The 24,472-nt window shown below is 42.9% G+C and carries 23 protein-coding genes and 1 riboswitch; of the genes, 9 read left to right on the top strand and 14 right to left on the bottom strand.

Features of this window, described 5'->3' with window-relative positions; genetic code table 11:
* The first annotated feature begins 87 nt into the window (after nt 1–87).
* Nucleotides 88–837, top strand: a complete 750-nt coding sequence (locus HWQ23_RS07945; protein WP_292826040.1) for an SDR family NAD(P)-dependent oxidoreductase — start codon at nt 88–90, stop codon at nt 835–837.
* Nucleotides 838–1,226: 389 nt separating this feature from the next.
* Here the strand turns inward: HWQ23_RS07945 and HWQ23_RS07950 are convergent, their stop codons facing one another.
* The 4 genes from HWQ23_RS07950 to HWQ23_RS07965 all read right to left on the bottom strand — a co-directional run bounded on the left by HWQ23_RS07950 (nt 1,227) and on the right by HWQ23_RS07965 (nt 3,671).
* Nucleotides 1,227–2,066, bottom strand: a complete 840-nt coding sequence (locus tag HWQ23_RS07950) for a class I SAM-dependent methyltransferase (protein WP_292826042.1) — start codon at nt 2,064–2,066, stop codon at nt 1,227–1,229.
* Entirely contained in the window at nt 2,050–2,439 is a 390-nt protein-coding gene (locus HWQ23_RS07955; RefSeq protein ID WP_292826045.1) for a DUF120 domain-containing protein, read from the bottom strand. Before HWQ23_RS07955 ends, HWQ23_RS07950 begins: the two co-directional genes overlap by 17 nt.
* 16 nt (nt 2,440–2,455) lie before the next feature.
* The gene (locus HWQ23_RS07960) at nt 2,456–3,100 is read right to left on the bottom strand and encodes a TetR/AcrR family transcriptional regulator (RefSeq protein WP_292826048.1); all 645 of its coding nucleotides are present in this window, start codon (nt 3,098–3,100) and stop codon (nt 2,456–2,458) included.
* Between the two features lie 124 nt (nt 3,101–3,224).
* Entirely contained in the window at nt 3,225–3,671 is a 447-nt protein-coding gene (locus HWQ23_RS07965; protein ID WP_292826050.1) for a GNAT family N-acetyltransferase, read from the bottom strand.
* A gap of 1,101 nt (nt 3,672–4,772) precedes the next feature.
* Here HWQ23_RS07965 and HWQ23_RS07970 point away from each other — a divergent pair.
* Nucleotides 4,773–5,252 carry a protein tyrosine phosphatase family protein gene (locus HWQ23_RS07970; protein WP_292826279.1) on the top strand — a complete coding sequence of 160 codons (480 nt, stop codon included), beginning with the start codon at nt 4,773–4,775 and terminating at the stop codon, nt 5,250–5,252.
* 120 nt (nt 5,253–5,372) lie between these two features.
* On the opposite strand, the gene HWQ23_RS07975 is transcribed toward HWQ23_RS07970, so the two are convergent.
* The 3 genes from HWQ23_RS07975 to HWQ23_RS07985 all read right to left on the bottom strand — a co-directional run bounded on the left by HWQ23_RS07975 (nt 5,373) and on the right by HWQ23_RS07985 (nt 9,082).
* Nucleotides 5,373–6,986 (bottom strand): NAD(P)/FAD-dependent oxidoreductase, encoded by a 1,614-nt coding sequence (locus tag HWQ23_RS07975; protein ID WP_292826052.1) that lies wholly within the window; start codon nt 6,984–6,986, stop codon nt 5,373–5,375.
* 186 nt (nt 6,987–7,172) lie between these two features.
* Complete coding sequence (locus HWQ23_RS07980; protein WP_292826055.1) at nt 7,173–8,648, bottom strand: helix-turn-helix domain-containing protein; 1,476 nt, start codon at nt 8,646–8,648, stop codon at nt 7,173–7,175.
* Between the two features lie 272 nt (nt 8,649–8,920).
* Complete coding sequence (locus HWQ23_RS07985; protein ID WP_292826058.1) at nt 8,921–9,082, bottom strand: hypothetical protein; 162 nt, start codon at nt 9,080–9,082, stop codon at nt 8,921–8,923.
* A gap of 623 nt (nt 9,083–9,705) precedes the next feature.
* On the opposite strand from HWQ23_RS07985, the gene HWQ23_RS07990 reads away from it, so the two are divergent.
* The 3 genes from HWQ23_RS07990 (at nt 9,706) to HWQ23_RS08000 (ending at nt 11,848) form a co-directional block, all read left to right on the top strand.
* Nucleotides 9,706–10,569: a DUF2382 domain-containing protein gene (locus tag HWQ23_RS07990; protein ID WP_292826061.1), complete on the top strand. Its 864-nt coding sequence runs from the start codon at nt 9,706–9,708 to the stop codon at nt 10,567–10,569.
* Between the two features lie 252 nt (nt 10,570–10,821).
* Nucleotides 10,822–11,259, top strand: coding sequence for a hypothetical protein (locus HWQ23_RS07995; protein ID WP_292826064.1), 438 nt, complete (start codon nt 10,822–10,824; stop codon nt 11,257–11,259).
* A 67-nt stretch (nt 11,260–11,326) separates the two neighbouring features.
* On the top strand, nt 11,327–11,848 hold the full coding sequence (locus HWQ23_RS08000) for a hypothetical protein (RefSeq protein WP_292826067.1): 522 nt from the start codon (nt 11,327–11,329) through the stop codon (nt 11,846–11,848).
* 420 nt (nt 11,849–12,268) lie between these two features.
* On the opposite strand, the gene HWQ23_RS08005 is transcribed toward HWQ23_RS08000, so the two are convergent.
* Nucleotides 12,269–13,294 carry a S66 peptidase family protein gene (locus HWQ23_RS08005; RefSeq protein WP_292826070.1) on the bottom strand — a complete coding sequence of 342 codons (1,026 nt, stop codon included), beginning with the start codon at nt 13,292–13,294 and terminating at the stop codon, nt 12,269–12,271.
* A gap of 259 nt (nt 13,295–13,553) precedes the next feature.
* Nucleotides 13,554–14,687 carry a GTPase gene (locus HWQ23_RS08010; RefSeq protein WP_292826073.1) on the bottom strand — a complete coding sequence of 378 codons (1,134 nt, stop codon included), beginning with the start codon at nt 14,685–14,687 and terminating at the stop codon, nt 13,554–13,556.
* A 131-nt stretch (nt 14,688–14,818) separates the two neighbouring features.
* Here HWQ23_RS08010 and HWQ23_RS08015 point away from each other — a divergent pair, with 131 nt between their 5' ends.
* A complete protein-coding gene (locus HWQ23_RS08015; RefSeq protein ID WP_292826076.1) occupies nt 14,819–15,034 on the top strand; it encodes a DUF6887 family protein in 216 nt (71 codons plus the stop codon).
* Between the two features lie 94 nt (nt 15,035–15,128).
* Nucleotides 15,129–15,225: riboswitch (TPP riboswitch) on the top strand.
* Between the two features lie 7 nt (nt 15,226–15,232).
* On the top strand, nt 15,233–16,606 hold the full coding sequence (thiC, locus tag HWQ23_RS08020) for a phosphomethylpyrimidine synthase (RefSeq protein ID WP_292826079.1): 1,374 nt from the start codon (nt 15,233–15,235) through the stop codon (nt 16,604–16,606).
* A gap of 856 nt (nt 16,607–17,462) precedes the next feature.
* On the opposite strand, the gene HWQ23_RS08025 is transcribed toward thiC, so the two are convergent.
* The 3 genes from HWQ23_RS08025 to HWQ23_RS08035 all read right to left on the bottom strand — a co-directional run bounded on the left by HWQ23_RS08025 (nt 17,463) and on the right by HWQ23_RS08035 (nt 20,172).
* Nucleotides 17,463–19,451 (bottom strand): S8 family serine peptidase, encoded by a 1,989-nt coding sequence (locus HWQ23_RS08025; protein WP_292826082.1) that lies wholly within the window; start codon nt 19,449–19,451, stop codon nt 17,463–17,465.
* A gap of 207 nt (nt 19,452–19,658) precedes the next feature.
* Nucleotides 19,659–19,892, bottom strand: a complete 234-nt coding sequence (locus HWQ23_RS08030) for a hypothetical protein (protein ID WP_292826085.1) — start codon at nt 19,890–19,892, stop codon at nt 19,659–19,661.
* Nucleotides 19,893–19,908: 16 nt separating this feature from the next.
* Nucleotides 19,909–20,172, bottom strand: a complete 264-nt coding sequence (locus HWQ23_RS08035; RefSeq protein ID WP_292826087.1) for a hypothetical protein — start codon at nt 20,170–20,172, stop codon at nt 19,909–19,911.
* A gap of 223 nt (nt 20,173–20,395) precedes the next feature.
* On the opposite strand from HWQ23_RS08035, the gene HWQ23_RS08040 reads away from it, so the two are divergent.
* Nucleotides 20,396–20,635: a type II toxin-antitoxin system Phd/YefM family antitoxin gene (locus HWQ23_RS08040; protein ID WP_292826089.1), complete on the top strand. Its 240-nt coding sequence runs from the start codon at nt 20,396–20,398 to the stop codon at nt 20,633–20,635.
* 595 nt (nt 20,636–21,230) lie between these two features.
* Here the strand turns inward: HWQ23_RS08040 and HWQ23_RS08045 are convergent.
* Complete coding sequence (locus HWQ23_RS08045) at nt 21,231–21,485, bottom strand: type II toxin-antitoxin system ParD family antitoxin (protein ID WP_292826092.1); 255 nt, start codon at nt 21,483–21,485, stop codon at nt 21,231–21,233.
* Between the two features lie 54 nt (nt 21,486–21,539).
* Between HWQ23_RS08045 and HWQ23_RS08050 the strand changes: the two genes are divergently transcribed.
* Nucleotides 21,540–21,662, top strand: a complete 123-nt coding sequence (locus tag HWQ23_RS08050; RefSeq protein ID WP_292826095.1) for a hypothetical protein — start codon at nt 21,540–21,542, stop codon at nt 21,660–21,662.
* 17 nt (nt 21,663–21,679) lie between these two features.
* Here HWQ23_RS08050 and HWQ23_RS08055 read toward each other — a convergent pair whose 3' ends face one another.
* A complete protein-coding gene (locus HWQ23_RS08055; protein ID WP_292826098.1) occupies nt 21,680–24,223 on the bottom strand; it encodes a tetratricopeptide repeat protein in 2,544 nt (847 codons plus the stop codon).
* Between the last annotated feature and the right edge of the window lie 249 nt (nt 24,224–24,472).

A 24,472-nucleotide genomic window follows, 5' to 3' on the forward strand; every position in this document is an offset into this window, starting at 1 on the left:
CCCAATGCCCAATGCCCAATGCCCAATGCCCAATGCCCAATGCCCAATGCCCAATGCCCAATATTCAATTACTAAGGAGCTAATCGTATGACAGGTAAATTAGAAGGAAAGGTAGCAATTATCACTGGCGCTTCAGCCGGAATTGGAGAAGCAACTGCGATCGCCTTGGCTTCAGTTGGAGCAACAGTAGTACTCGCTGCTAGGCGTGGCGATCGCATTCAGGCATTAGCAGAACGCATCGAAGCTAGTGGTGGCAAGGCATTGCCGATTGTCACCGATGTGACTGATGAAACTCAGGTAAATAACTTGGTGGCAAAGGCAAACGCAGAATTGGGAAGGGTCGATATCCTCGTGAATAATGCCGGGATTGCCTTACTCGGTACCATTGAAGCTGGGAATAGTTCAGACTGGCGGCGATCGTTTGACCTGAATGTACTAGGACTGCTATATGCTACTCATGCTGTTTTGCCTCTGTTGAAGGCGCAACAATCCGGGCATATAGTCAATATCTCCTCAGTGGCCGGCCGGACAGCGCGAGCGGGCGTCGGTGTTTATAATGCTACTAAATGGGGTGTGAATGCCCTCTCTGAAGCATTGCGCCAAGAAGTCCACAAGGACAATATCCGCGTCACCATTATCGAACCAGGTTTGGTGGATACGGAAATTGACAGCCAAATTACCGATCCCGTTGCCAAACAACGGATTGAAGAACGGCGCAAGTCAATTGAACCTCTGCAAAGCGAAGATATTGCTGCTGCGATCGTTTACGCACTCACGCAACCACCGCGTGTTAATGTCAACGAAATCCTCATCCGACCAACGGGACAAGAACTTTAAATAAGCATAAAGTTCAGGAGTCAGAAGCGGAACCAAAGACACTTCGCTAAGGCGTCAGGAGTTTAATCTTACGAAAAAGGGAGTTCTATAAATAATAGGACTAGCCCTTTCAAGGTGGGTAAAATTTTTGGATAATAATTCCTCTTTTCTCTGTGTTCTCTGCGTCTGGAGTGGTTCAATAAATAACTTTTAAACCTTGTTAGGCACGGAGAACGCAGAGAGAATAAAAGAGATTTTACGAGTCACCTTGAAAGGGTTAAATAATTAATTCTTAAAGTTATGGGACTTCCAAAAAAAATACTCAACTACTGCTCTTGTTACGCAAACAAGTGCTGGCAAAACAACAAGCGCTTTTAGTTAATAGCGATCGCTTCGCTCTACTTTACCGCCTATTTACGGGCAACAGCCATGATGTGAGCGCTCATCCCCAATATACAGGGTTCGGTTTCTAACCAACGAATCGCTTCTAAAAGGCGTTGACGGCGGCCTAGCTCATTCCAGTGTTCTTGGAAGTTTTGTAGTAACCACCCTGGCCCTTCAATCGCTAAAATCTTTTCAAAATGTAAACCCGCTTCTTCAACCTCTGCTCTGAGTTCTTCTGGATGATGAAAGAAGGTTTTTGTGAAGTAGTTAGGATGGTTGTTTGGGTTGCGGTGTTGACCATCAATCAAATCCTGTTTAACAATCTCTACAAACTCTCGATCATCTAAATGTCCCCGAAATAATCCATCTAAGGTTGAAGCAAAGCGAGAAACTCCCACCGCGAAAGCAAAACCTCCAGTTTTTAAGATCCGATAAGCTTCACGCAAAGCAATAATACGATCTGTGCGCTCAGTCAGATGATAGAGAGGCCCAAGTAAGAGAACAGCATCAACGCTATTATCCGCCCGATTGAGTTGACGAGCATCTCCAACTGCCAAACTAGCTAGAGGATATTCCGGTTGAGCTTGAGACAAATGTTGGGCTTGCTCTATGTGCAAAGGAACCGCATCAATGAGATGGACTTCATAGCCCTGTTGAGCAAGCCAAAAAGAATAGACGCCAGCGCCACCGCCAACATCGAAAATCACTGCGGGTGGAGGTGGTAGGTAGCGGCTAATAAGTTCTTGGCTTCGGACTAATTCCAGCAGACCTGCACCTTTTGATAACCGCTCTTGCTCCCGACCACTCGCGTAATGGATTAACGCTTCATCTGCAAGCAGATTGTTTAATTCAGATAAATCTGACATCGTGAATCTCAATTTCAATCAAATCATTATCTTTAAGGTTATATACCTCGCGAAGTTTAACATCGCAAGCTATCTCAATAACTGTTTTCGGATGATCTCCATTCTCAGTATTGTTTTTGTCTGTTCTTAAGATAAAAGCATCTCTTCTAAATATCTGGCAGGGAACAATGCTAACAGAAACAGTCCCTCCATATTCTTCATTTTCCAGACGAATTACATTTTTCGGGAGATGGTAAGGTTGATCTAGCTGAATATTTAAAGTTCCAGGGAAGAATTTCATTCCCGTTTTTCTCAAGTAATACTCCTGGAGTTTCTCAATCCAGTAAGAAAAGTTTCCTAAACCACTGACAACTTTACCTTTCAATATTTTCATATATCTTCAATTTTGTCTAATTTGGTTCATCGCTTAGAGCCGTATTGACAACTGAGAGGGGAGTGGCACTGATACCGCGTACAAAAATATCTACACAGGTTTCGATATAGTCCTCACAGCTATAGCTACCTTGATTGAATTTTGCACTGCGGCATAGCATTCCAGCTAACAGCATTCCTGTAAACATATCGACTGCTGGAAATGGATCAAAGTCTGCTCTGACGGTGCCTCCTCTCTGACTCGATTGCAGGTAAGCTACCAGTTTTTCTCCTAAGGGCTTGGCAGCTTCTTGAATCACTTGTTTGGCTGCCTGTGGATGACGTTTAGCTTCTCCAATGAAGGTACGAATTAAGTCTTCCTGTGCCTCTAGCATAGTATTGTAAAGATGGGCATACTGTATTAAATCAATTTTTAGATCCTGCGTCCACGCTTCGGGGTGTGCAAGGGCTTCTGTCTGGAGTGCAAAGGCATTTTCGATTACTGCTCCCAGAAGTTGTTCTTTGCTAGCAAAGTGGCGAAATAAAGTCACCTCATTCACACCAGCAACACGAGCTATTTCACGGGTAGTTGCTCCTTGAACACCTAAACTGGCAAATACCTGCGAGGCGGCTTCTATCAAACGTGTACGGGTGAGAGTTGATGAACGGATAGTTTTATTCATTTATGCTGGCAAGTACTTACTTACATCATAGGTTATGTAGAAAAAGTGGTCGCAACTTGGGGAAAAATAATCTTGATTCCAGCATTTTTAAAGTTATTGAAAATCTATCTTTACCCTCTGAAATTTATTTTGGTGCAGTAGCTAATGTTTTACTCATTTGAGTAACTGGGACAACTACCCCACTTCTTAAATAATGAGGTGTTCTTTGGATAGCAGTAAATCCCAGTCGTAAATAAAACCCTTCTGCATAAAGGCTAGCAGTTGTAATTACCTTATCTATACCTTGCTCAGTTGCTTGATCACAAAAATGTTGAACTAAAGCACGGCCAATCCCTTTACCTTGATATTTAGGATGGACATACAGCCCGATGAGTTCATCAACAATAAAACTAGCAAAACCTATAACAAAATCTCCCTCGCTCGCAACCCAAAATGTTTCCACTTTCATACTCTTCAAGATATTTGAACCATCAGGTTTATTGCGGTAATTACGCCAAGCTAAAAGTTCTTTTTGGGTGTATAAAGTTGCAGGCAGAGCTTTGATAGCAGCAATATGAATTGCACTCAGCACCCACGCATCTGTTTGCTGGGCAGGTCGAAGAGATATTCCGTTAGCGCTCATAGGTTCAGGGCTGGCATTCAGATTAGATGCCTGTTTGACTTTTTGTTACTGTAGGGTGTGTTACGGCTGATGCAGGGCACCGAAAATCGGAAATGGTGCCTTACTCTCGGCGATAACACACCCTACACTATCTTCTAATTATTTGCGCGGGACTTAAACATTTTTCAAGGATAAACAAGCCTCAAACTGATGCAGCATAAGGGAAATACACCAAATGCTTGACTTGCCCCTGACGAGACTGAAAGCCTGTCCGCAGCGAGGAGGAACGACGAACGCAAGTGCGTGTCGTAGACAAGCAATCGCTTTAACCACGGGATTATGTGATTACTTCGCTCCGTTATCACTGCGCTCGTAATGACAATTTAAGGGGTCTATAACGCCTGAAACCCTTTCAGATAGTACTTGTGTGTACACCGTAGCGATGTATTGGGAGGAAACTTGAAATCTTGCCCCCTCCCCAACATATACGGGGAGGGTTGGGGAGGGGTAATTCAAGGATTTTTACAAGAGGTCTAATGTAAGCAACTACACCCGCAGGGGTAGTTCATCAGTCACTATTTATATCCTGTTCAGTCTAATAAACAAGAAAAATTACTGATGCTTAAAGCATAAAATTTCTTGCATGGTTGATTAAGTATCATTAGTGCTTAATCTATGGGAACTTTAGCTATAGTTTTTAGTACTGAGTTACTACTATTAGTAGTTATTTAACATAATTATATTGTATGTAATTATACTAAATTACGAAACTTTTCAGCCAATTGCTCACCAAAGTTGCTCAATGAGGATCACTCCCTAAGTATAAATTACTGTAAACATATCGAGGAAACATATAATATGTTCTAAACAACGGCAAGTCTATCGGCAAACCGTATATTATTGTTTTAAGCAATAAAATAACGAACTTCAAAAGGCAAATTTTGAAGTAATCAAGCAATATCGTGCGATATTTAGCTAATTTTGCCGTGTTTAATTGAATATCTTCTCAAAGCTTGCTCCCTGAGAGTATTTACCAAGCTGGAAGACATTAAAAAGTCAAAAGGAGTGAATGTGATCAACGCCATACAGATTAACGAAAATTTGACAACCACAGGACAAGTCATACCAAAACAGCTTGAGCAAGCTATCCAAGAAGGTTTTAAGTCCGTTCTAAATTTGCGATCGCCTGATGAACTAGGATTTTCCAAAGATGAGCAAAAAGTAGCGGAAGCATTGGGGCTGTATTATAAGAATGTTCCACTGAAGGTGGATTTAAAAAATTTGAATGAAGAGCTGATTACCAAAATTCTGACGATAATAGAACAAATTCCTAAACCAGCAGTTGTACATTGTGCAGCCGGAATGCGATCAACTGGAATTGCGCTGTTGAGTATCGCTATCCAGGAAGGATTAACACCAGAGGAAACCTTAGCAAGAGCTAAGAATCTGGGTTTTGGATTCTTTGAACACGCTGGCGTTAGTCCCAGGCTGAAACAATTATTTGTGGACTACGTTAACAAACACGCGAAAGTAGTTGTACCTACTGGCTGAAACAGGTCTAGTAAACCTGTTGCAAAAGTCATTCTGAGCAAAACGCAGTGGAGAGAAGAATCTCACAGATGTTTCTCTCCACTGAACATGACAATTTAAGCTGCGATCGCATTCACTATTTCAGCGATCGCAATTCCTCAAAATACTTAAAGCAACTGCCTCCGCCACTTTGATCCCATCGATACCCGCCGAAAGGATTCCCCCTGCGTATCCCGCGCCTTCACCAGCCGGATAAAGACCAACTGTATTTAAACTCTGATAATCCTCTTTACGTTTAATCCGAATCGGTGATGATGTGCGGGTTTCCACCCCAGTCAACACGGCATCGTCCATCGCAAATCCTTTAATTTGTTTGTCAAAAGCCGGAAGTGCTTCACGGATGGCGGCGATCGCATAATCTGGTAAACTCTGGCTCAAATCACCCAAATGTACCCCAGGTGTATAAGACGGCTTAACTGTGCCCAATGCTGTAGAAGGGCGATCGTTGAGAAAGTCACCCACCAACTGCCCTGGAGCTTCATAAGTTCCACCGCCCAATTCAAAAGCCCCTTCTTCCAAGCGCCGTTGCAAGTCAATTCCCGCCAAGGCATTGCCCGGATAATCTTCGGGGGTGATGCCCACAACGATCGCACTATTGGCATTGCGCTCATTGCGAGAATATTGGCTCATCCCATTGGTGACAAGTCGCCCCGGTTCTGATGCGGCTGCAACCACCAAGCCCCCCGGACACATACAAAAACTATAGACGGAGCGACCATTTTGGCAGTGGTGAACCAGTTTGTAATCGGCAGCACCTAAAAGCTTATGACCAGCTTGAGCGCCGAAACGACATTGGTCGATGAGAGTCTGGGGATGTTCGACCCGAAAGCCGATGGAGAAAGGTTTAGGCTCTATGTAAACTCCACGATTAAATAGCATTTGGAAGGTATCGCGGGCGCTATGACCTACTGCCAGAACTACATAATCGCTGGCGATATATTCCCCACTGGCGAGGGTAACTCCCCGCACCTGTGCATTTTCGATATTGATATCTTCCACCCGACTTTGAAAGCGAATTTCACCACCGAGGGATTCGATTTTGGCACGCATACTTTGGACGATTCCCACCAATTTGAAAGTGCCGATGTGCGGTTTGTTGATATAGAGAATTTCCGGTGAGGCTCCCGCATTCACGAGTTCGGTTAGTACCTTACGTCCATAATGCTGAGGATCTTTGACTTGACTGTAGAGTTTGCCATCGGAGAATGTACCCGCCCCACCTTCGCCAAACTGGGCATTAGATTCTGGGTTGAAGTCTGATTTTTTCTTCCAAAAACCAAAGGTATCAGCAGTGCGATCGCGGACTTGTTTGCCACGTTCTAAAATGATTGGACAAAAGCCCATTTGCGCGAGCATCAAACCCGCAAACAATCCACAAGGCCCAGTACCAATCACGATGGGGCGAATCGCCAAATTGCTTGGTGCTTGTGCCACTGGGCGATAATTCATGTCTGGCGTGACCATCACATGAGGATCTTTTTTCAGGCGCTTGAGTAGATGAGTTTCCTGAGTCGTTTCTACATCCAGAATATAAACAAGGGTAATCTCTCCTTTCTTACGGGCATCGTAGCTACGCTTGAAGATGGAATAGCTGATCAAATCTTCGTCCGTGATTTGCAGCTTTTTGAGGATGGCAGTCTTGATCTCATCTTCAGGATGATCAAGCGGCAGCTTTACTTCTGTTAGTCGTAACATAGCGAGGAGAAATTCATACTGTCATATCAAAATATTAACAACAGAGGCAGGAGGCAGAAACAAGAAACGTTTAGTGAAATCAATGCCTGTTAAGGTTAGGACTTACGCACGAGTTACGGAATCACGAACCGCAGAGGCGCAGAGGACACGGAGAAATCAGAGTTTCAGAGATATTTTGCGTAAGTCCTAAAGGTGTAGTTCCAGTGTATTGAGCAACTTGGGCAAGTCCTTTTGAGAAACCTGACGTGTACCCGTCTCGACTGCATCAACCCAAGAAACGCTTTTCCCCATCGTTGTAGCGAAAAATGCTCTAGACCAGCCTTTTGCTTTTCTCGCTTCTCTAATGACATTACCTGATAGAGGCTGGATATTGTTTGCACTTAGCTGATTCGAGTCCAGGGTCAAGCGTTCTTGTACTTCTGCTGGTAAATGAAAACGCCATTTAGAATTGAGTATTTGATTCCAGTAACCTATAGGTCTTTTAGCGCTTTTGCTGCTTGTTAACCAAGCTGGGCCTGTTTCCAGTTCTGCTTGCCATCCGGCTTCTTTGACAACTTTCAAGTCAGTTTCCAAATCATCAGCCATTTGCCGTCTAAGCTGTCTGTCTTGCTCTGCTGTTGACACTTTGTCTGCACCGTAAGCAATCTCCATCAGAGTCTTGCCCATTACACAATCCTGGAATTCCGGTTGGATTTGGAAGGTTAGCCAAACTAGCATTCTAGCCGCGCCAGCATTTTGTTTACCAATACTAAATAGTTTCTGTACGGTTTTCTTGGTAATAATTCCAGTGTGGTAGTGGTATTTAGATTTGTTGAGGAAGTATTTTGTCCATACTCCAGCTTGACCTATCACCTTTAAACCCACTAGCTTGTTATTGCCAGCTTTATCTGTTTCAAAATCTCGTATTATGCTGATGTCCCAAATCTTTAAATCAGCAACACTAAAAGCTCCTACTTTTCCCTGTTTAGGACATGCAATACAAGCTAGTACCTGGGCAGGTTGCCGTAACAAGTCGTACAAAATACTCAATTTTTCATGCTTGCATAAGTCCCTGCGTTTAACAAGCCCTGTGTATTCAAGTAGTTGTTTATCATCAATTACAAAATTGCCTGACCAAGGTTGATCTAGACTAGCTACTAAGGCACAGTAAATCAGGTGAATAGCACACGCCCTTGGATCAAATTGGTCTATAACAACTAAAGCTGCCTCTTCTGCCAGAGTTTCTGGTTGTGGAGTTTCGGGATTATCTGTTAGATAATAAAAGATTTTTGCTTTTCCCGTTTCAGCTTCTTTTTCGTAACTAAAAGTATTATTTACTTGATTCCATGACAGATTCATTTTTTGAGATAAGACTTCAGCAACTCCATACAAAACTAGCGACAAGGCAGCAACATTAGTCTTACTATCAGGAAATAAAGAAGCTTTTTTGAATTGCCGAGGTTTTGATGAATACTGGTAATTTAATAGTAAATTTTGCTCAGATTTATTAATCTCTTGAAGAGGAATTTGCTTTGATAATTGAGTAGTTGAGTCTTCCAGAGATTCTTCATCAAGAGCAACATTAGTTTCCTTTGAATTTGGATTACGGGAAATGGTAATTCCCATTACCTGGTGAAATAGATGCAGAAGTTTACTATATAATGTTTTTGCTAACTGTTTCATTTTTCTACAAATCCACTGCTCACGTAGATAATTTACAATGATGAAATAAAGCTGACTTTCTTCTACTTGACCTTGCTAGAATATAACTCTCAGCCGCTTTGAGTCGCTTTAAATAACCACCAACAATGCAAGATATTTGACACCAGGTGATACCAATCTAATAAAAAGTGGTCAAGTAAAAAAACTGATTTTTACTTGACCATAATTATCAGTGATGAGTTCAAGTTTTCACTGATTGTAATTACGAATTGCAGCTTTGCTGCTTGACGTTACTAGCGGTACTGTTGGTCAGCAGGATCTCCATACGGGTCTTCGCTAGCTGGGCGGATATTATCATACTGCCCGGAATTTCCTTGGTTGCCTCTTTGCATCAACTTTTTGACAGCTAGGGCTGCGATACCAGCGATCGCTCCCTTAGCTAATGGATTACTCATAATGTTACCACCTTGACCACCTGTAAAGCTCCCCGCAGCACCACTCATAATTTGACTGAGTATATCTGGTTGTTGCTGGTGAACCCGGCCTGTCGTTTGAGCAAGATAATTTGGGCCTTGAATTGTTTGCGAATTTATTAGGACTTTAATAATATTTAGGCATTTTTAGATTTACTTCTCATCAATCTTTTGGAATAAATTCTGTCTTCAACAAGAGTGATAGAGCAAGCATTACAACTTCAGGCAATAAATCTTTAAGAATGTGAGGATATTTGATTTAAGTGTAAGGTTTTAATAAACATATTAAACTAGCTAGGTTTAATGGTATGTATCGATTTAGCTAAATTTAGGCTTGAAATTTAGTGCTAGTAAGTAGTCACACAAATGCTAGAAACTAGTCACAGAAGTTAGAAAAGTTTAGTTATAATCAATTTCATTAAGAGTAATAAATTAATACTAAAAGCCTTATCCTGTATCATCCTTTTGGGTTATAAAACTATATTTAATTACTTCGATTGATGAAATATCAAGATGATTGAAGTCAATCCTCGGAGAGAAGATGTATATAAACTAAATTGTGTAATTTATAAAAGAGACACAGCAAGATTTTAAGGAATAAAAGAATGCCACTCCAGAAAATAAGCGAATTTGATACAGATTACCGTAATACTATTGAAGGTAACGACATCAAAGGAATGGGTGTGTATGTTCAAGGAACTGATGAGAAGCTAGGCACAGTAAATGATGCTGTAGTAGACGACCAAGGAGCATTCCGCTATTTAATTGTTGACATCGGCTTTTGGATTTTTGGCAAGAAAATCTTACTACCAGTAGGTAAATCGCGTATTGACTCTACAGCAAACCGTCTATATGTCGTTGGTATAACAAGAGAGCAAGCGGAAAATTTACCTGAATATCAAGAGCATACAACGCTTGACTACGACTATGAAGAACAGGTGCGTGGAGGATATCGCACACCGTCTGTAGAAAGTTCTGCTGCGCTAGGATCGACAGCTGGCGGCACTACTCCAAGTCCTGACAGCTACACCTACGCACACGACGCGGATCTGTATGATGTCAACGCTCACGAAGACCAAACTTTCAAACTTTACCAAGAAAGGCTAGTTGCTAATAAACAGCGCCGGAAAAGTGGAGAAGTAGCGATTAGTAAGCATGTTGAAACCGAAACTGCAAGAGTTGCTGTTCCGGTGGAAAAAGAGCGAGTCGTGATTGAGCGAGTGACTTCTCAAGACACAGGCAAAGTTGTGTCTGCTGAAGCGGCTGACTTTTCCGAGGGCGAGGTAGCGCATATAGACCTCTATGAAGAAGTTGCAGACATCCAAAAGGAAGCTTTTTTGCGCGAAGAAGTCAGAGTGCAGAAAGTTGTAGACAAAGAAACCGTTGAAGCTCAAGAAACCATTCGACGCGAAGAATTAGATGTTGACACTGATGGAACTCGAATAGAGAATAAAACTGGCCGGGGTTAAAACAATTCGCAATTCGCTTTTTCTTAATTCGCAATTACCTTTTGTGATGGAGATTTAGATTTAGGCGTTCAATTCGCACTGCTTGATAGAAGCTATGCAACCTTTTACTCCCACCACTTGTTAACCTACTTAAACTACAAAGGTCATTGCATTTGAGTTAGTAGGAGCGGGTTTTCTACCTACTTCTACTCAAAATTACTTTCAGAAGATTGATATTGCAGAAGAGTCATTAGTTTAGATGAGGTGCTTAAATTGAAAATAATTCAACAGTTTCGTCGGGTTTTAACAGCTTTAGTCTTGGTATTAGTACTAACAACGACTGCCGCCTGTAGTGGTACTGTTCAAGCTAAACAACCAACTCAATTACCGTCTGGAATCAGTCATAGTGCTGACTATGCCTTATTGTCACGCGGTAACAGTGTACAGGGTCAAGATTTTGGGAACTGGGTTGTCAGCACAGCCAAAGGAATTGTCCAAGATGCTTATGTACGTGACAACAATAAGTTAGGTGTCGTGATTGCGTCTCAAGTTCGTCCGACCGAAGTGCGACCATTAGCAAAATCCTTACTCCAAGGTTTTCACAAAAATTTCCCCAATCAAGACTTAAAAGTTTTGATGTATGCACCAGACAAAAAACTGATTTTGACGGCTCAGTATGATGTGCAATCTCATGAAGTTGAGTATAAATAACAACTCAAAATCTTGGGAAAACCGGAATTAATTCAGTTGATTGTAAGTAGAAAAGGAGACATTTAAAATGAGCAGCAGTGACAAGTATAAACGCGAAATTCTCAACGAGTTGGCTCACGGTAATACAGAGTCTTTAGATGATGTTTCATCTGACCCAACTCAGGAATATCAAAATTTTGACGATTTTGCCCAACGTTCATCTCACGATCAACGTCGGCAATTGTTTAGTCAATCTTTCAACCATAACAGCATTCCACCAAGCCAGTTGGAGCCAGAACTCCAAAAAGCGATCGCTCAGATTAAGCCTAACGAACGGGATGATGTTGCACGGGCATTTTTCAAGCACTTAAAGCAAAGAGGTCTAGACGAGCGCCATCTGGAGCGAGATTTGGGACTTTCTACCCACAACCCTAACCACATAAGTGCAGATGACCTCAGCAAGGTGGCATCTTTCACATATCATAGCCATCCTGACATCTTCCACGAAGTGATGGCTGAACAACCAGCAATTCTTAAGTTTCTCAGTAATCCAGTGGTTGGAGCAGCTTTAGGAGCGATCGCCTCTAAATGGTTTGGTCATCATAAGTAAGCATTTCCAAACTTGATACACATAGTCCTTTGTCTGGACGCTGCAAATATAGTGGGGGAGTCAAGGCGCAGCCAGGGCGATCGCATCATGTCAACCAAAAGATTTTATTTTCAATAAGCTCAAAAATAGTCGCATTAATAGCTGCTTCTTGACACAGATGTAGCGTAAGCCTAGCCCGTCGTAGACATTGCTTTGAGTTTGGGAAACTAAAGCAAACGATAAATTATGATTTTTTCGTTGGTTCTCAACTTTGGTTCTGAGCAACAGTAATTTAGATGCGTTTGCCCTGTTTTCCAGATACAGTGAAAAGTCAGACACGAGCAAGGGTTAAAGTCAAGAACACCAAAATCTCCAATTTAGTGGCTTGCAATTTAGATATAAATGTGAGCCACTATTTTTTATTCCAACCTCCTGCCTCATTCACACAAGGCTAACAGCCGCCTCTAACATTCGTATTGTCCCAAGTTCGGCATTTATTTCCACTTCTACACCGATTGGCAAGGTAAATTTATCCTTAATATGACCAATCATTGAACCATACCAAGCAGGAATACCTAAAGGAAGTATGTGTTGTTGCAATACTTGGATTAATGTAAATGATGGTTCATCTCCAAGACTACATTTAGTGCATTGCCCAAAGATAAAGCCAGCAATTTGATTAAGTATCCCAGCAGTTTTTAACTGCGTCAGCATCCTATCTATACGATAAACATCCTCGCCAACTTCTTCCACAAACAGGATGCTTTTGTTCCAAGAAGGTAGGTAAGGTGAACCAACCATTGCTGATAAAACTGACAAGTTTCCACCCACAAGTTTACCTCTCGCCTTTCCCGGTGCTATTATCTCCATCCGCACTTCGCTAGGGTTGAGATTTTGCATAGTCACAGCTTCAGCATTAAATAGGATGCGCTTGAAGTAATCGACTGTAAATTGATTCCAGGTAGACGTAGCAACTGGCCCATGAAAAGTAATCATTTGACTACGGGCATTAATTGCTAACAATAGCGTCGTAATATCGCTGTAACCGATGATAATTTTCGGATGGGAGCGGATCAGCGAGTAGTTGATTAAGGGTAAAATGCGATTACAGCCCCAACCACCGCGCATGGGAATAATTGCTTTTATGGTGCGATCGCTAAACATCAAGTTTAGATCCTGGGCGCGATCGGCATCTTTACCCGCTAAATAGCCGTAACGATCTAAAATATGCGCCCCCAGCTTGACTTTTAACCCTAACTGTGAAATTGATTTTTGCGCTGCTTCGATGTCTTTAGCGTCAACGATACCCGCAGGGGCGATTAATCCCACGGTATCGCCCACTTGCAGACGGGGCGGTTTCTGGATGGTGTTTGGAGATGGCTTACCTTGGGCAGTAAATGCTGGTATCTGGGTGGCTAAGGTAGCTAGTCCAGAGGTTCTGAGAAATTGCCGACGTTTAATAGTCATAATTCATCTCACCGTTCGCGCAATCGAGAATGAGTTTGATGACTATAATCCCAGAGAAATTAGGCTACTTTCTGTTTACTCGGTGTTGCTTTAGACTGCTTCTTAACGAGAGGATAGCTAATAATACTAATCGTATGCAATTTTCTTCGTGTCTGACGACGGGAGGTTGAAACTCGCCCCATAGTACCTAGTGCTTAAAAGCTTTTGGTTGAAGGGTGTCAGACGTGCGATCGCCTTTTTTGGAATTAATTAACATTTGCTAGAGAAATTTCTCTAGCATTCCTTTCAAAGATGGTAAATCTTTCAAATCTGTCAGAGCTAAACTTTTTAAAGCCGTCTCTGCCTGCTTCCGGTTAGTTCGGAATTTTGACTTAAGAAGTTCATCTTCCTCTAGTTTTGCTCCATCAGCAAGTATAGAATTGACAGTAGTTAAAATAGCAAGAGTAATGCTCACAGCGATTACTGCTGCTGCAATATCAATAATTCCAGTTGGTGGTAGGAATGATTTAAACCACAGAAACAATGTTGTTGTAGCTGCCTCACTTGCAAATGCACGAAGTAAAGCAAAAGCAGCTTGTGATGACAGAATTTCACCAGTATACAGATAGGATAAGGAGACAATCGCGGCAGCTTGTGTAGCTGTTATATAAGCTGCACTGCCAGGAATAAATGCTTGAACAGTAACTGCAATTAATGCAGTTGCTATAATGCCTATTGCATAAGATTTTTTCTCACCCATGTGACGAGCGAGTAGTAGATCCTTTCCCTTTGAACCTAAAAAATTTTCGATATCCTCCCGAAGCCAACATACACCACGAATATCTAGTGGAGTGCTAGGGGGAGTATCAATATCGTAGCCGAAGGCACAGACTGGGTAAATTTTTTCTATCTGAAGTACCTCTTTCCACTGAGTAATCACCTTTTCTAAAGCCAACGGGGAAAGCTTACCCCACTCATCGATTTTATTGAGAACAACAAATACAGATTCACAATGCGCTCGAAGGTCATCTAAATATCTCTTCTGGGAAGCATCTGCGGCTCCGGTTACAACTAAAATACCTACATCAATATGTTTGAGAAATTCTCGTGTAATATTACTATTCTCAGTACGGACATCATCAAGTCCCGGTGAATCGATTAGCCTAACTCGTTCATCAAGTCGTAATACTTTTAATTTTGTAGTTACACCAGCTTCAGCACCCACTTCTGCTATGGCTTTTTTGCGACTTCTTTTGAGCAAAGCATTAATTAATGAGCTTTTACCAGAACTAACTTTTCCAATAACAGCTATATTTAGAGTTTTAGAAAAATCTTGGACTTTTTCCTCAAATTGAGTATCTACATTTTCCCAAAACTCTTTCTCATCCGAATTATCAGATACTGAATTAACCATTGAAAAGTCTCTTGATAACTATCATCACAGCTATTATGTAATTTGTCTAACTAGTTAACTCTCAGTGGATATGCTTAAAATTACAAAAGTATAGAAATTCTGATTAGTCGTGATGGCAACTGGGAATATCCATGAGTAAACCAAACTTTGATGCTATGAGCAAGGCAGAATTACGCGCCTACGTCATTGCACACCAAGATGATCAAGAGGCTTTTTACGCATTTGCAGATCGTTTGACGGCAAAACCTCCCTCTGCGACTTATCCCGCCTCAATGACTCCAGAGGAAATCCACAATGCAATATTAGACATTATTCAACAGAAACAGCGTAGGCACAGCCCGTCGTAGACATCGCTAGACTCCGAAAAAACGGCTTAACACCATCCTCACCTGATAAATTGTTAACATCCTTGCTCCCAGATATAACCAAGGTGCTACACTACATCCATGCTAGGGGTGCCTACATAACCAGGCTGAGATCACACCCTTAACACCTGAGTCTGGGTAATACCAGCGGAGGGAAGCTGTTTATCGAGGAATTACAATATGCGGACAGAATGGGTTGCTAAACGACGTGGGCAGAGTAATGTATCTCAAATGCACTACGCCCGCCAAGGTGTTATCACCGAAGAAATGCACTACGTCGCCCAACGAGAAAAACTCTCCCCTGATCTCATTCGTGAGGAAGTGGCGCGGGGACGAATGATTATCCCGGCTAATATTAATCACACTAACCTAGAGCCGATGGCTATTGGCATCGCCTCTAAATGTAAGGTAAATGCTAATATCGGCGCTTCCCCCAACTCTTCTAATCTTCAGGAAGAAGTTGATAAGCTGCATCTGGCGGTGAAGTATGGTGCTGATACCTTAATGGACTTATCTACAGGCGGCGGTAATTTGGATGAAATTCGCAGCGCCATTATTAAGGCTTCACCTATTCCCATTGGTACGGTGCCAGTGTATCAAGCTTTAGAAAGTGTCCACGGCACAATTGAGAACCTGACTGCTGATGATTTTCTCCATATAATCGAAAAGCACGCCCAGCAGGGAGTAGACTATCAAACTATCCACGCAGGGATTTTGATTGAGCATTTGCCTTTGGTGAGAAACCGCATCACTGGTATTGTCTCTCGCGGCGGCGGTATTTTGGCGCGGTGGATGTTGCATCACCACAAACAAAACCCGCTTTATACCCATTTCCAAGATATTATTGAGATTTTCAAAAAGTACGATGTCTCCTTCAGTTTAGGAGATTCCCTGCGTCCTGGCTGCACCCATGATGCCTCAGATGAAGCCCAATTAGCTGAGTTGAAAACCCTTGGACAGCTAACTCGCAAAGCCTGGGAAGATAATATACAGGTGATGGTGGAAGGGCCTGGACATGTGCCAATGGATCAAATTGAGTTCAACGTCCGTAAGCAGATGGAAGAGTGTTCTGAAGCACCTTTCTATGTGTTGGGGCCATTGGTGACAGACATTGCTCCCGGTTATGACCATATTACTTCAGCCATTGGAGCAGCGATGGCTGGATGGTACGGTACAGCAATGCTGTGCTATGTAACACCTAAAGAACATTTGGGTCTACCAAATGCCGAAGATGTCAGAAATGGGTTGATTGCCTATAAAATAGCAGCTCATGCGGCTGATATTGCTAGACATCGCCCTGGTGCAAGGGATAGAGATGATGAACTTTCCAAGGCGCGTTACAACTTCGATTGGAACCGTCAGTTTGAATTATCACTCGATCCAGAAAGAGCTAAGGAATATCACGATGAAACTCTGCCAGCAGATATCTATAAAACTGCTGAGTTTTGTTCGATGTGTGGGCCGAAGTTCTGCCCAATGCAAACTAAGGTTGATGCTGATGCGCTGACAGAATTAGAGAAGTTCTTGGCGAAAGAACCTGTAACTCAAAGCTAATACCATTTTGGATTTTAGATTTTAGATTTTGGATTGGGAATCGTTACGGATATAGCGTTTCTCGCTTGAGTAGGTACTGAACCCCACCCCCAACCCCCTCCCCGCAAGCGAGGAGGGGGCTATGATGTAGCTTGTATGATTAGGAAAGGCTGTATTCGTGCTAACGCATCTAAAATTCGAGGTGGTGCGTTACGCTATGCGATGATTATCATTATGATTTACTGGTGATTTGATTTTTTGGAAGTCCCATTAGAATTAGTAATTAGCTCTATATTCAATCCAAATATTGTGAGATTTCTTTTTCCCAGTGATTACTAGTATCAGATATTGTTGGATGGACGGCTGAACGTTTTACTCAACTGTGGGTAGGTGACAGCTAATATTATGTCCGGGCAATTATAGCTATTTTCAGGTAAATAGACCACGCGGGTAGGGGCACAGCATTGCTGTGCCCTTACGACAGATGTGGTTCAAATACATGAAAACTGCTGTAAACATAATACCCGGAATCCCAAAGAGCCAAAGCTGCGCTTTAGCTCCCCTAAGAGCCTGCTCTTAGGGGTTGAGGGTGGGGTTCTTTTATTACGGGTAATTTGGCGGACATGATATTGCGGCACCGCAATCAATACGGTTCGGTTAAGGCAAGAGACGCGATAAATCGCCGTCTCTACAAAGGGCTGATTATTGTAAAGACGGCGATTTATCGCGTCTTTGGGATTAGCGGCGTGTCATCAAAAAACCTTATCCTAACCGTATTGGCACCGCAATGAGGAGCATTTCTAGCCTCTGGCTAGAAACGAGATTTTAAAACGGTTGTTTAAATAGATGAAAAAGGCTGTAACTAAACTGTATTGGCTTAAAATTCAATTTCAATGCTCAAGCTGCGAATCTTTCCTGTATCTGCGTCAGCTTTATCTGCAACTTGAAGAGTCCAGGTTCCTTGGGGACTTTTACCTTTAAAGGCAGCAAGTTTAAGAGTATTTACCTCGTCATAGGTTGTTTTAATATTATCTGTACCTCCGCCCTGGCGATCGTGCAGGATGATCGGAAGTACGCCTATTTGCGCTGGCGGGAGGAGAGTAACTATAAGATCCCCAATAAAAGTATGCTCGATGTCTACATTAACTTTGATGGATTTCACGAGGCCGGTATTAGCGATCGCCAACGACAATGTTGATATCTGCAAGTCGTTAATTGGGATATCTTCCACTGCTTTGAATATGCTAATGGGCAATCTTTGAGTTGGCTTGGCCAATTCTACAGCTTTGAGAGCATTCATCCGACCGTAACCGTAGAAAGGGCTGCGACCATTGGCATCATATTTACCTCCAGATGGATCAATGCGATCGCTGGAGCGTTTAATAATATCTCGCACTTCGTCCCAACGCAGATTAGGGTTTCTGGCAATAATCAGGGCTGCTACACCGGCTGCACCTGGACAAGCACTGGAAGTTCCGCCAAATTGGTTCGTGTAGTTGCCTGGGACATCACCCAGATTCCGATTACCCGAATTATAACCAAGTACACCAGAGCGATCGCTTGTCCAAATTCCAGGGGTTTGAGAACTATCGCCATTGTTGCTGGGGAAGGCACACCACACCGCCTGACCAAAGTCACTGTAAGCGCTTCTGGTGCCGAAGTCGTTACAAGCTGCCACCGCAATCACCTTTTGGTAGCTGGCGTAGCCATCATTATCGACGCTTTCGTTACCATTGCCAGCCGCAAATAAAATTACACAGCCTTTGCCGTTGCGTCCCTTATTAATTGCAAACTCCATAGCAAGGCGTGTGGAATCAGGCAGAGGTACTTTCTGGTTGTGTAAAGGATCGTTTGGCTCATACCAAACACCATCTGCTGGCCCCCAGCTACAAGAAATTACATCAGCACCATTTTCAGCCGCCCAAACAAAAGCATCTGCTTCATCTTGTGACCCCAGCGCCGAAGCTAAACGAATCGGCATCAGCTTTGCACCCGGAGCCACTCCAGATGCACCAAAATTGCCGTTTGCACAAGCTACTCCTGCACAGCCTGTCCCGTGGTTATCGTCGTTTCCCGGTCTGGGATTGTTAGTTTTACGTGTAACATCACGCGGGGCAACAATTTTTCCAGAAGAATGGAACTCTTCATGATCGAGATCCACACCGTCGTCGATAATTGCAATAATTGCCCCTGTGCCATCGCTTAACTTCCAAGCTGCCTCAACGTTGGCATGGGCATTGATTACCTTACCATTAATTGTTGTTTGCTTTAAGTGCCACTGCTGCGGGAAAACCTGACGTTGGCGTGATTCACGCGCTAGTTCAGGATGGCACAGTTCTACTGATTCCTCATTCAGAAGTCTCTCGGCGATGTCAAAGACGGCTATACCAGTATTGGCAGGTGCGTTGACAAAGTAAGCATTTTGTGCATATTCAAGTTGGCGTTTAATTGTTAAGCCGTAACGTCCTAATACTTCTTGGCAAACCCTTGACTCTTCTTCGTTATGGAATTTAACGAAGAGGTTTTCGGTGTAAACTACAGGTTGTCTGGATATTGGATCAACAAGAACACGTCCGGCAAATTGGACTTCAGACTCTTGGTTGAGAATTTCACGGGCGCGATCGCGCAAAGCCACACCCTGATTCGGAACTTTCGCTTGGAGAATTTCAACACCCGCTTGCCGAAACCGCGTTGTTAGCTCAAATTGATTGAGGATGCTACGAGCTGTGGGTGACACAGGGGCGGCTTCAAACGCTCTTGCACCAACAAGAGTACTGCGGTTTTCGGTACGCACTACAAGGTGTTCGTTACTGATCGCAAGTTCATACTGTTGGCCGTTCTGTCCACCATAGCGAACCTGAACCATAATTTAATCTCCTGGGATATTAAATATCTTGAAAATTGGGCATGGGGAAACCGCATTATGCCTTACTTTTAAAGCTTGCTGCATCAGCGTGCGCGATCGCGCTGTTGTTGATGAAAAGCGTCACCGATAGCGTAGCGTTAGCGACGCAGGAGCGTCACAGCCCGTCGTAGACATCGCTTGACGACAAGCTGCTTTGCGTCTACGCATCTATTCAGGGATTTGCACAATATCAGCGATTGCATTTCCCAAACGAGTAAAGTGATTTGGATTCAGGGTCAACAAAGCTTCTACCTCTGCTTTTAAAGCAGCTTGAGCAATTAAAGCATCAAAAATACCGCCACCTGGAAGATTTAAGGTTGCCATTTGAGCGATTGCAGTCTGATAGTCATTGAAAAGCAGTGGAACTGCCTCTAAATACTGTGACATATCTACAATAATCATCTCGGCTTGTTGGGGACTAATCTATAAAGGCATTAACATCAAAGTTTTGTGGTAATTCTGCCTCTACAACTAAAATCCCTTCTTTTCGATAAATGTTTGATTGGTTAAGGGGCAGTACATTGGTTATCTCAGAATTTTGTTGAGTATCTTCTTCAGTGACTTGCTGACTCAGCGCGTCAATTTTTTCTGCAATAGCTTGCAAAACAAACTGCTCAGTCGAAATTCCCTGACTGCTTGCCCATTTTTCAATCTTTTGTTGGAGTTGGGGAGGAAAGTTCATAGACGTAAATACAATTAACACTCCAATTGTAAAAGGCGATCGCCTACGGTAGAGTGAGTTGATCGCGCTGTTGTTGATGAAAAGCGTAAGCGTAGCCCATCGTAGACATCGTTTGACGACAAGCTGCTTGTCTAATAATCAGGTCATCGCCATAAGACTAAAAAATGCGATTATAGCCAGTGTTATCCTCAGAAATATTAGTAATTAACAATTACCTGGGCAAATGACTATCACCGTCAATGTTTCTGAAGTAACTGCCAAGTTTTCTGAATTGCTGAGTCAGGTATTACTTGGTGAAGAGGTCGTGATTGCACAGAAAGGGATTCCAGTTGCACGCCTAGTCGTCACAGATACAGCCTCACCTCGAATTCCAGGATTGGATAAAGGTAAAGTTATCATCGCACCAGATTTTAACGAGCCTTTACCAGAAGATATCCTAAATAATTTTGACAGTTCATTGTGACCATCGACCAGAAAATTGCACAGTATTCTGTCGAGACTATCTGGTAAGGGACTTCCAAGAAATAAATTACCCAAATAAACGAACCACAGAGACACAGAGAACACAGAGGAATGAGGAGGAGAGAGTTTTTTCGTCAGTTTTTTGAGTATTTTTTTATTTGGAAGTCCCTAAAAGGATTTTTTTAGACAAGAGCGATCGCTACGACGGGTTACGCCTACGCATTTATGTTGATAAGAGAAAAGCGTAGGCGTAGCCCGTCGTAGACATCGCTAATCAATATCATTCCTGTTCTAAAATCCTTTCTATATCTTGCCTTGCATAGAGAATCCGCACAACTTCAATGCTTTCATCTCGCTCAAAGTAAAAAATTAGATACTTTTTAAATCCCTTAACAGCCTATTTACGTAAACCTTGTAAACAAAGGTTATCCAGAGGATAACGGCTACCCGTTCTAGGCATTCTTGCTAACTGTGCAAAAGTTTCTCTACAGAGTCAAAAAATAAAAGAGCGGTGTCGGGGTTTTCTTGGGCAATGTAAACAAAATACTCATCAATATTTAAACTGGCTTTGGGTGTAATGACTATCCGCTTTGTGATTATTTCTCTTGATGCAGCTGGTTTATCAAGTGTGTGCGTTTTTGCTGCCACCATTCATCATTAACTTCTATTGCCTCTCCACTTTCAAGTCCTGCAATTAAAAGTTCTTCTATATGTTCTTGCATCTTGCGTTTTTGGTCTTGAGTGATTAACTCTTGGAGATATTCGCTAACTGAACCGTAGCCACCTTGAGCTACTTGTTCCTCAACAAAGACTTTCATCGACTCAGGCAAGGAAATATTAATGCTACTCATAACCTTGGCAGTTAGGTTTAACTATTTTTTCCATCTTATCAAGGTTGTTAGGCGTTGTCTTTGGAGAAACTTCTGCGATTAGCTTCTCTCATCGTAGGCGATCGCTACGACGGGCTGTTCGGTGACGCATTTATATTGATAAGAGAAAAGCGATCGCTACGACGGGCTGTTTGGTGACGCGCAAAGCCAATGTTTTAATTACGAATTAGTTGTTTAAGCGATCGCCACAGCCGGGAAAACGGTAGAATCAACATCGCCAAAAAGATTCGGACAAACTGACCTAACCGACGTTTCCAGATAGGACGGGGAGTAGACTGGCGTTGCAGGATTGCTAGATTTTTACGAATTGTCGCTGTAGTGGGATGATTAACTCCTAAAATGCGATCGCACATCTCAAAGGCTTGGGTGTACAGGGGTTTGGCTTCGCTGTATCGCCCTTGTCTATTGTAGAGTAAAGCTAAATTGTTCAAGCTAGTAGCCAGATTGGGATGGTCGCCATTAAACAGCCGCTTTGTCATCTCCAAGGCTTGGATGTAGACAGGTTCGGCATCGCTGTACCGCCTTTGGCTTTTATAGAGTCCTCCTAAATTGTTCAAGCTACCAGCCACATTGGGATGGTCGCCATCAAACAGCCGTTTATACATCTCCAAGGCTTGGGTGTAGAGAGGTTCGGCTTTGTTATACTGACCTTGGCTATAGTAGAGTGCTGCTAAATTGTTCAAGCTAGTAGCTACATTGGGATGGTCGCCATCAAATAGCTGCTTATTCATCTCCAAGGCTTGGGTGTAGAGGGGTTCGGCTTCGATGTACCGCCCTTGTCTATTGTAGAGTACTGCTAAATTGTTCAAGCTACCAGCTACATAGGGATGCTCGCCAGCAAACAGCCTCTTTCTCATCTCCAAGGCTTGGGTGTAGAGGGGTTCGGCTTCGCTGTACCGCCCTTGATTATTGTAGAGTAAAGCTAAATTGTTCAAGCTAGTAGCCACATTGGGATGGTCGCCATCAAACAGCCGTTTTATCATCTCCAAAACTTGGGTGTAGAGGAGTTCGGCTTCGCTGTACCGCCCTTGGCTTTCGTAGAGTCCTGCTAAATTGTTCAAGCTAGTAGCCACATTGGGATGGTCGCCATCAAACAGCCGCTTTGTCATCTCCAAGGCTTGGGTCAAAAGGGGTTCGGCTTCGCTGTACCGCCCTTGGCTTTCGTAGAGTAAAGCTAAATTGTTCAAGCTACCAGCGACATCGGGATGGTCGCCAGCAAACAGAGCTTGGCAAATATTTACGCATTCTTCACGCCAGGGTTCTGCTAATTTATATAATCCTTGTCCCTCATAAAATCTTCCTATCCCCACGAATACCAAAATTACTTCATCATTGGAGACTGATGCTGGAGAAATTATCTCTGCCTCTTTTGCTTGCTTTATCTCTGTAATTAAACGTTGTCCCAGGTCTTGGATATGGGGAACAAAATAACTGAAAAATCCAATCTGCTCAGAAGTTAGTGAATCGGGAAGTATTTGGGCAACGGCTATCATGGCAGTGGTGAATGTTGTTTCTAAAACTAATTTGGTTTCACCAGACGCCGCTAACTGCTCTTGCAAAAACCACCGCACTAAGGCATGAATTTTATAACATCCTTCTCTTTCTTCTACCTGTTGCAGCAAGTTACGCCCGTAGAGTTGCTTTTTAGCTTCGTTTAATTCATTTTCTGACCAAGTTAGCTGTCTTTCTTGCTGATTTTCTGTTTCCCCTCCACCTGTCGCCACCCAAATAACCAAATCCCAAAGAATCAGTGTAGGAGAAAATAAACTCAAAAATCTTCCTAGTTGTTGCGCCAGTGGGTCGAGTTCTTCCCAAGTTAAAGCAAAGGCGGCTTTGACTCCCAGTTGAGTTGAGTTGAGAGTTTCCCGGTCTTGTAAAGCTGACTCTGCTAATTTACGTTCTTGCAATCGCCCAAACATCATATCTAAAGACATTTCCGGGTCGCGTACCAAATAACCTCCTACTAACTCTATCCCCAAGGGCAAATATTCCAGACATTCACATATTTTTGTTGCGGCTTGTGGTTGGTTTTCAACTCGCCTATCTTTTTTCCCCAACAGTCGTTTTAACAGTTCTAAGGCTTTCCCTGGTTCTTTTTGGGGCGAGAGAACATCTAAGGGAATCTCTTGAATAAAATTCGGGTCTAAATGCCGCAGTCGAGTAGTAACTAAGACTTGAAAGCGGTGAACATCGGGTACGACTTCGCGGAGGTTAGCTAGGTTGGTTACGTCATCGAAGACGATTAAAATAGGCAAGGTGGAGTTAGGATATCTAGACCAACACCAAGCGACTTGTTCTTTAAGGCTTAAAAGTCTTCCTCCTAATTCTTGGGGAATCTCAAAATCAAACTGTAACCGGAAAAACTCTAAAACTTCGGCGGCGAGATTGGTTTCTCTGTCGTTAAACCAGACAATGCCGCCATAATCTTCTTGATATCGTCTCGCGTATTGGGTGGCTAATTCAGTTTTGCCTACGCCACCCATTCCCGCTATTGCTACATAGTCTCTGCGCTGCAAGTCTTCATGCAGCATTGTCAGTTCGGTTTCTCGCCCGACGAAATGAATAGAACCGCGAGGGATAGATTTTGTGGGAGTTAGCTGTTTCTTCCCGTTAATAATTTGAGTGCCAATGTTAACTTGAGCGCCAGAGGCAGCAAAAGCACCAATTTTTTCGGCATACTTCCCAGAGTCTTCAGGCATAGATAGTAAGAGCCTTGGCGAATGGAATTCGCGGCTACACAAACAAAGTCCACCTCCGTGGACTAATACACTCATCAAGGATTCTTAACCCACGGAGGTGGGTTTTGCCTGTGTAGACGCGGTTTCTAACCGCCCTCTCAGAATCAATTCTAAGGCTAATAGCTAAAGTAAGAGCCTTGGCGAATGGAATTCGCGGCTACACAAACAAAGTCCACCTCCGTGGACTAATACAAAATCGAGGATTCTTAA

The organism is Nostoc sp. JL33 (assembly GCF_017114985.1).
In the GTDB taxonomy this organism is placed as follows: Bacteria; Cyanobacteriota; Cyanobacteriia; order Cyanobacteriales; family Nostocaceae; genus Nostoc.

Excerpts from the sequence above, each read along its gene's own strand:
- HWQ23_RS07945 (WP_292826040.1), top strand. The coding sequence starts at position 88 with ATGACAGGTAAATTAGAAGGAAAGGTAGCAATTATCACTGGCGCTTCA.
- HWQ23_RS07950 (WP_292826042.1), bottom strand. The coding sequence starts at position 2,066 with ATGTCAGATTTATCTGAATTAAACAATCTGCTTGCAGATGAAGCGTTA.
- HWQ23_RS07955 (WP_292826045.1), bottom strand. The coding sequence starts at position 2,439 with ATGAAAATATTGAAAGGTAAAGTTGTCAGTGGTTTAGGAAACTTTTCT.
- HWQ23_RS07960 (WP_292826048.1), bottom strand. The coding sequence starts at position 3,100 with ATGAATAAAACTATCCGTTCATCAACTCTCACCCGTACACGTTTGATA.
- HWQ23_RS07975 (WP_292826052.1), bottom strand. The coding sequence starts at position 6,986 with ATGTTACGACTAACAGAAGTAAAGCTGCCGCTTGATCATCCTGAAGAT.
- HWQ23_RS07980 (WP_292826055.1), bottom strand. The coding sequence starts at position 8,648 with ATGAAACAGTTAGCAAAAACATTATATAGTAAACTTCTGCATCTATTT.
- HWQ23_RS07985 (WP_292826058.1), bottom strand. The coding sequence starts at position 9,082 with ATGAGTAATCCATTAGCTAAGGGAGCGATCGCTGGTATCGCAGCCCTA.
- HWQ23_RS07990 (WP_292826061.1), top strand. The coding sequence starts at position 9,706 with ATGCCACTCCAGAAAATAAGCGAATTTGATACAGATTACCGTAATACT.
- HWQ23_RS08000 (WP_292826067.1), top strand. The coding sequence starts at position 11,327 with ATGAGCAGCAGTGACAAGTATAAACGCGAAATTCTCAACGAGTTGGCT.
- HWQ23_RS08005 (WP_292826070.1), bottom strand. The coding sequence starts at position 13,294 with ATGACTATTAAACGTCGGCAATTTCTCAGAACCTCTGGACTAGCTACC.
- HWQ23_RS08010 (WP_292826073.1), bottom strand. The coding sequence starts at position 14,687 with ATGGTTAATTCAGTATCTGATAATTCGGATGAGAAAGAGTTTTGGGAA.
- HWQ23_RS08015 (WP_292826076.1), top strand. The coding sequence starts at position 14,819 with ATGAGTAAACCAAACTTTGATGCTATGAGCAAGGCAGAATTACGCGCC.
- thiC (WP_292826079.1), top strand. The coding sequence starts at position 15,233 with ATGCGGACAGAATGGGTTGCTAAACGACGTGGGCAGAGTAATGTATCT.
- HWQ23_RS08025 (WP_292826082.1), bottom strand. The coding sequence starts at position 19,451 with ATGGTTCAGGTTCGCTATGGTGGACAGAACGGCCAACAGTATGAACTT.
- HWQ23_RS08030 (WP_292826085.1), bottom strand. The coding sequence starts at position 19,892 with ATGATTATTGTAGATATGTCACAGTATTTAGAGGCAGTTCCACTGCTT.
- HWQ23_RS08035 (WP_292826087.1), bottom strand. The coding sequence starts at position 20,172 with ATGAACTTTCCTCCCCAACTCCAACAAAAGATTGAAAAATGGGCAAGC.
- HWQ23_RS08040 (WP_292826089.1), top strand. The coding sequence starts at position 20,396 with ATGACTATCACCGTCAATGTTTCTGAAGTAACTGCCAAGTTTTCTGAA.
- HWQ23_RS08045 (WP_292826092.1), bottom strand. The coding sequence starts at position 21,485 with ATGAGTAGCATTAATATTTCCTTGCCTGAGTCGATGAAAGTCTTTGTT.
- HWQ23_RS08055 (WP_292826098.1), bottom strand. The coding sequence starts at position 24,223 with ATGCCTGAAGACTCTGGGAAGTATGCCGAAAAAATTGGTGCTTTTGCT.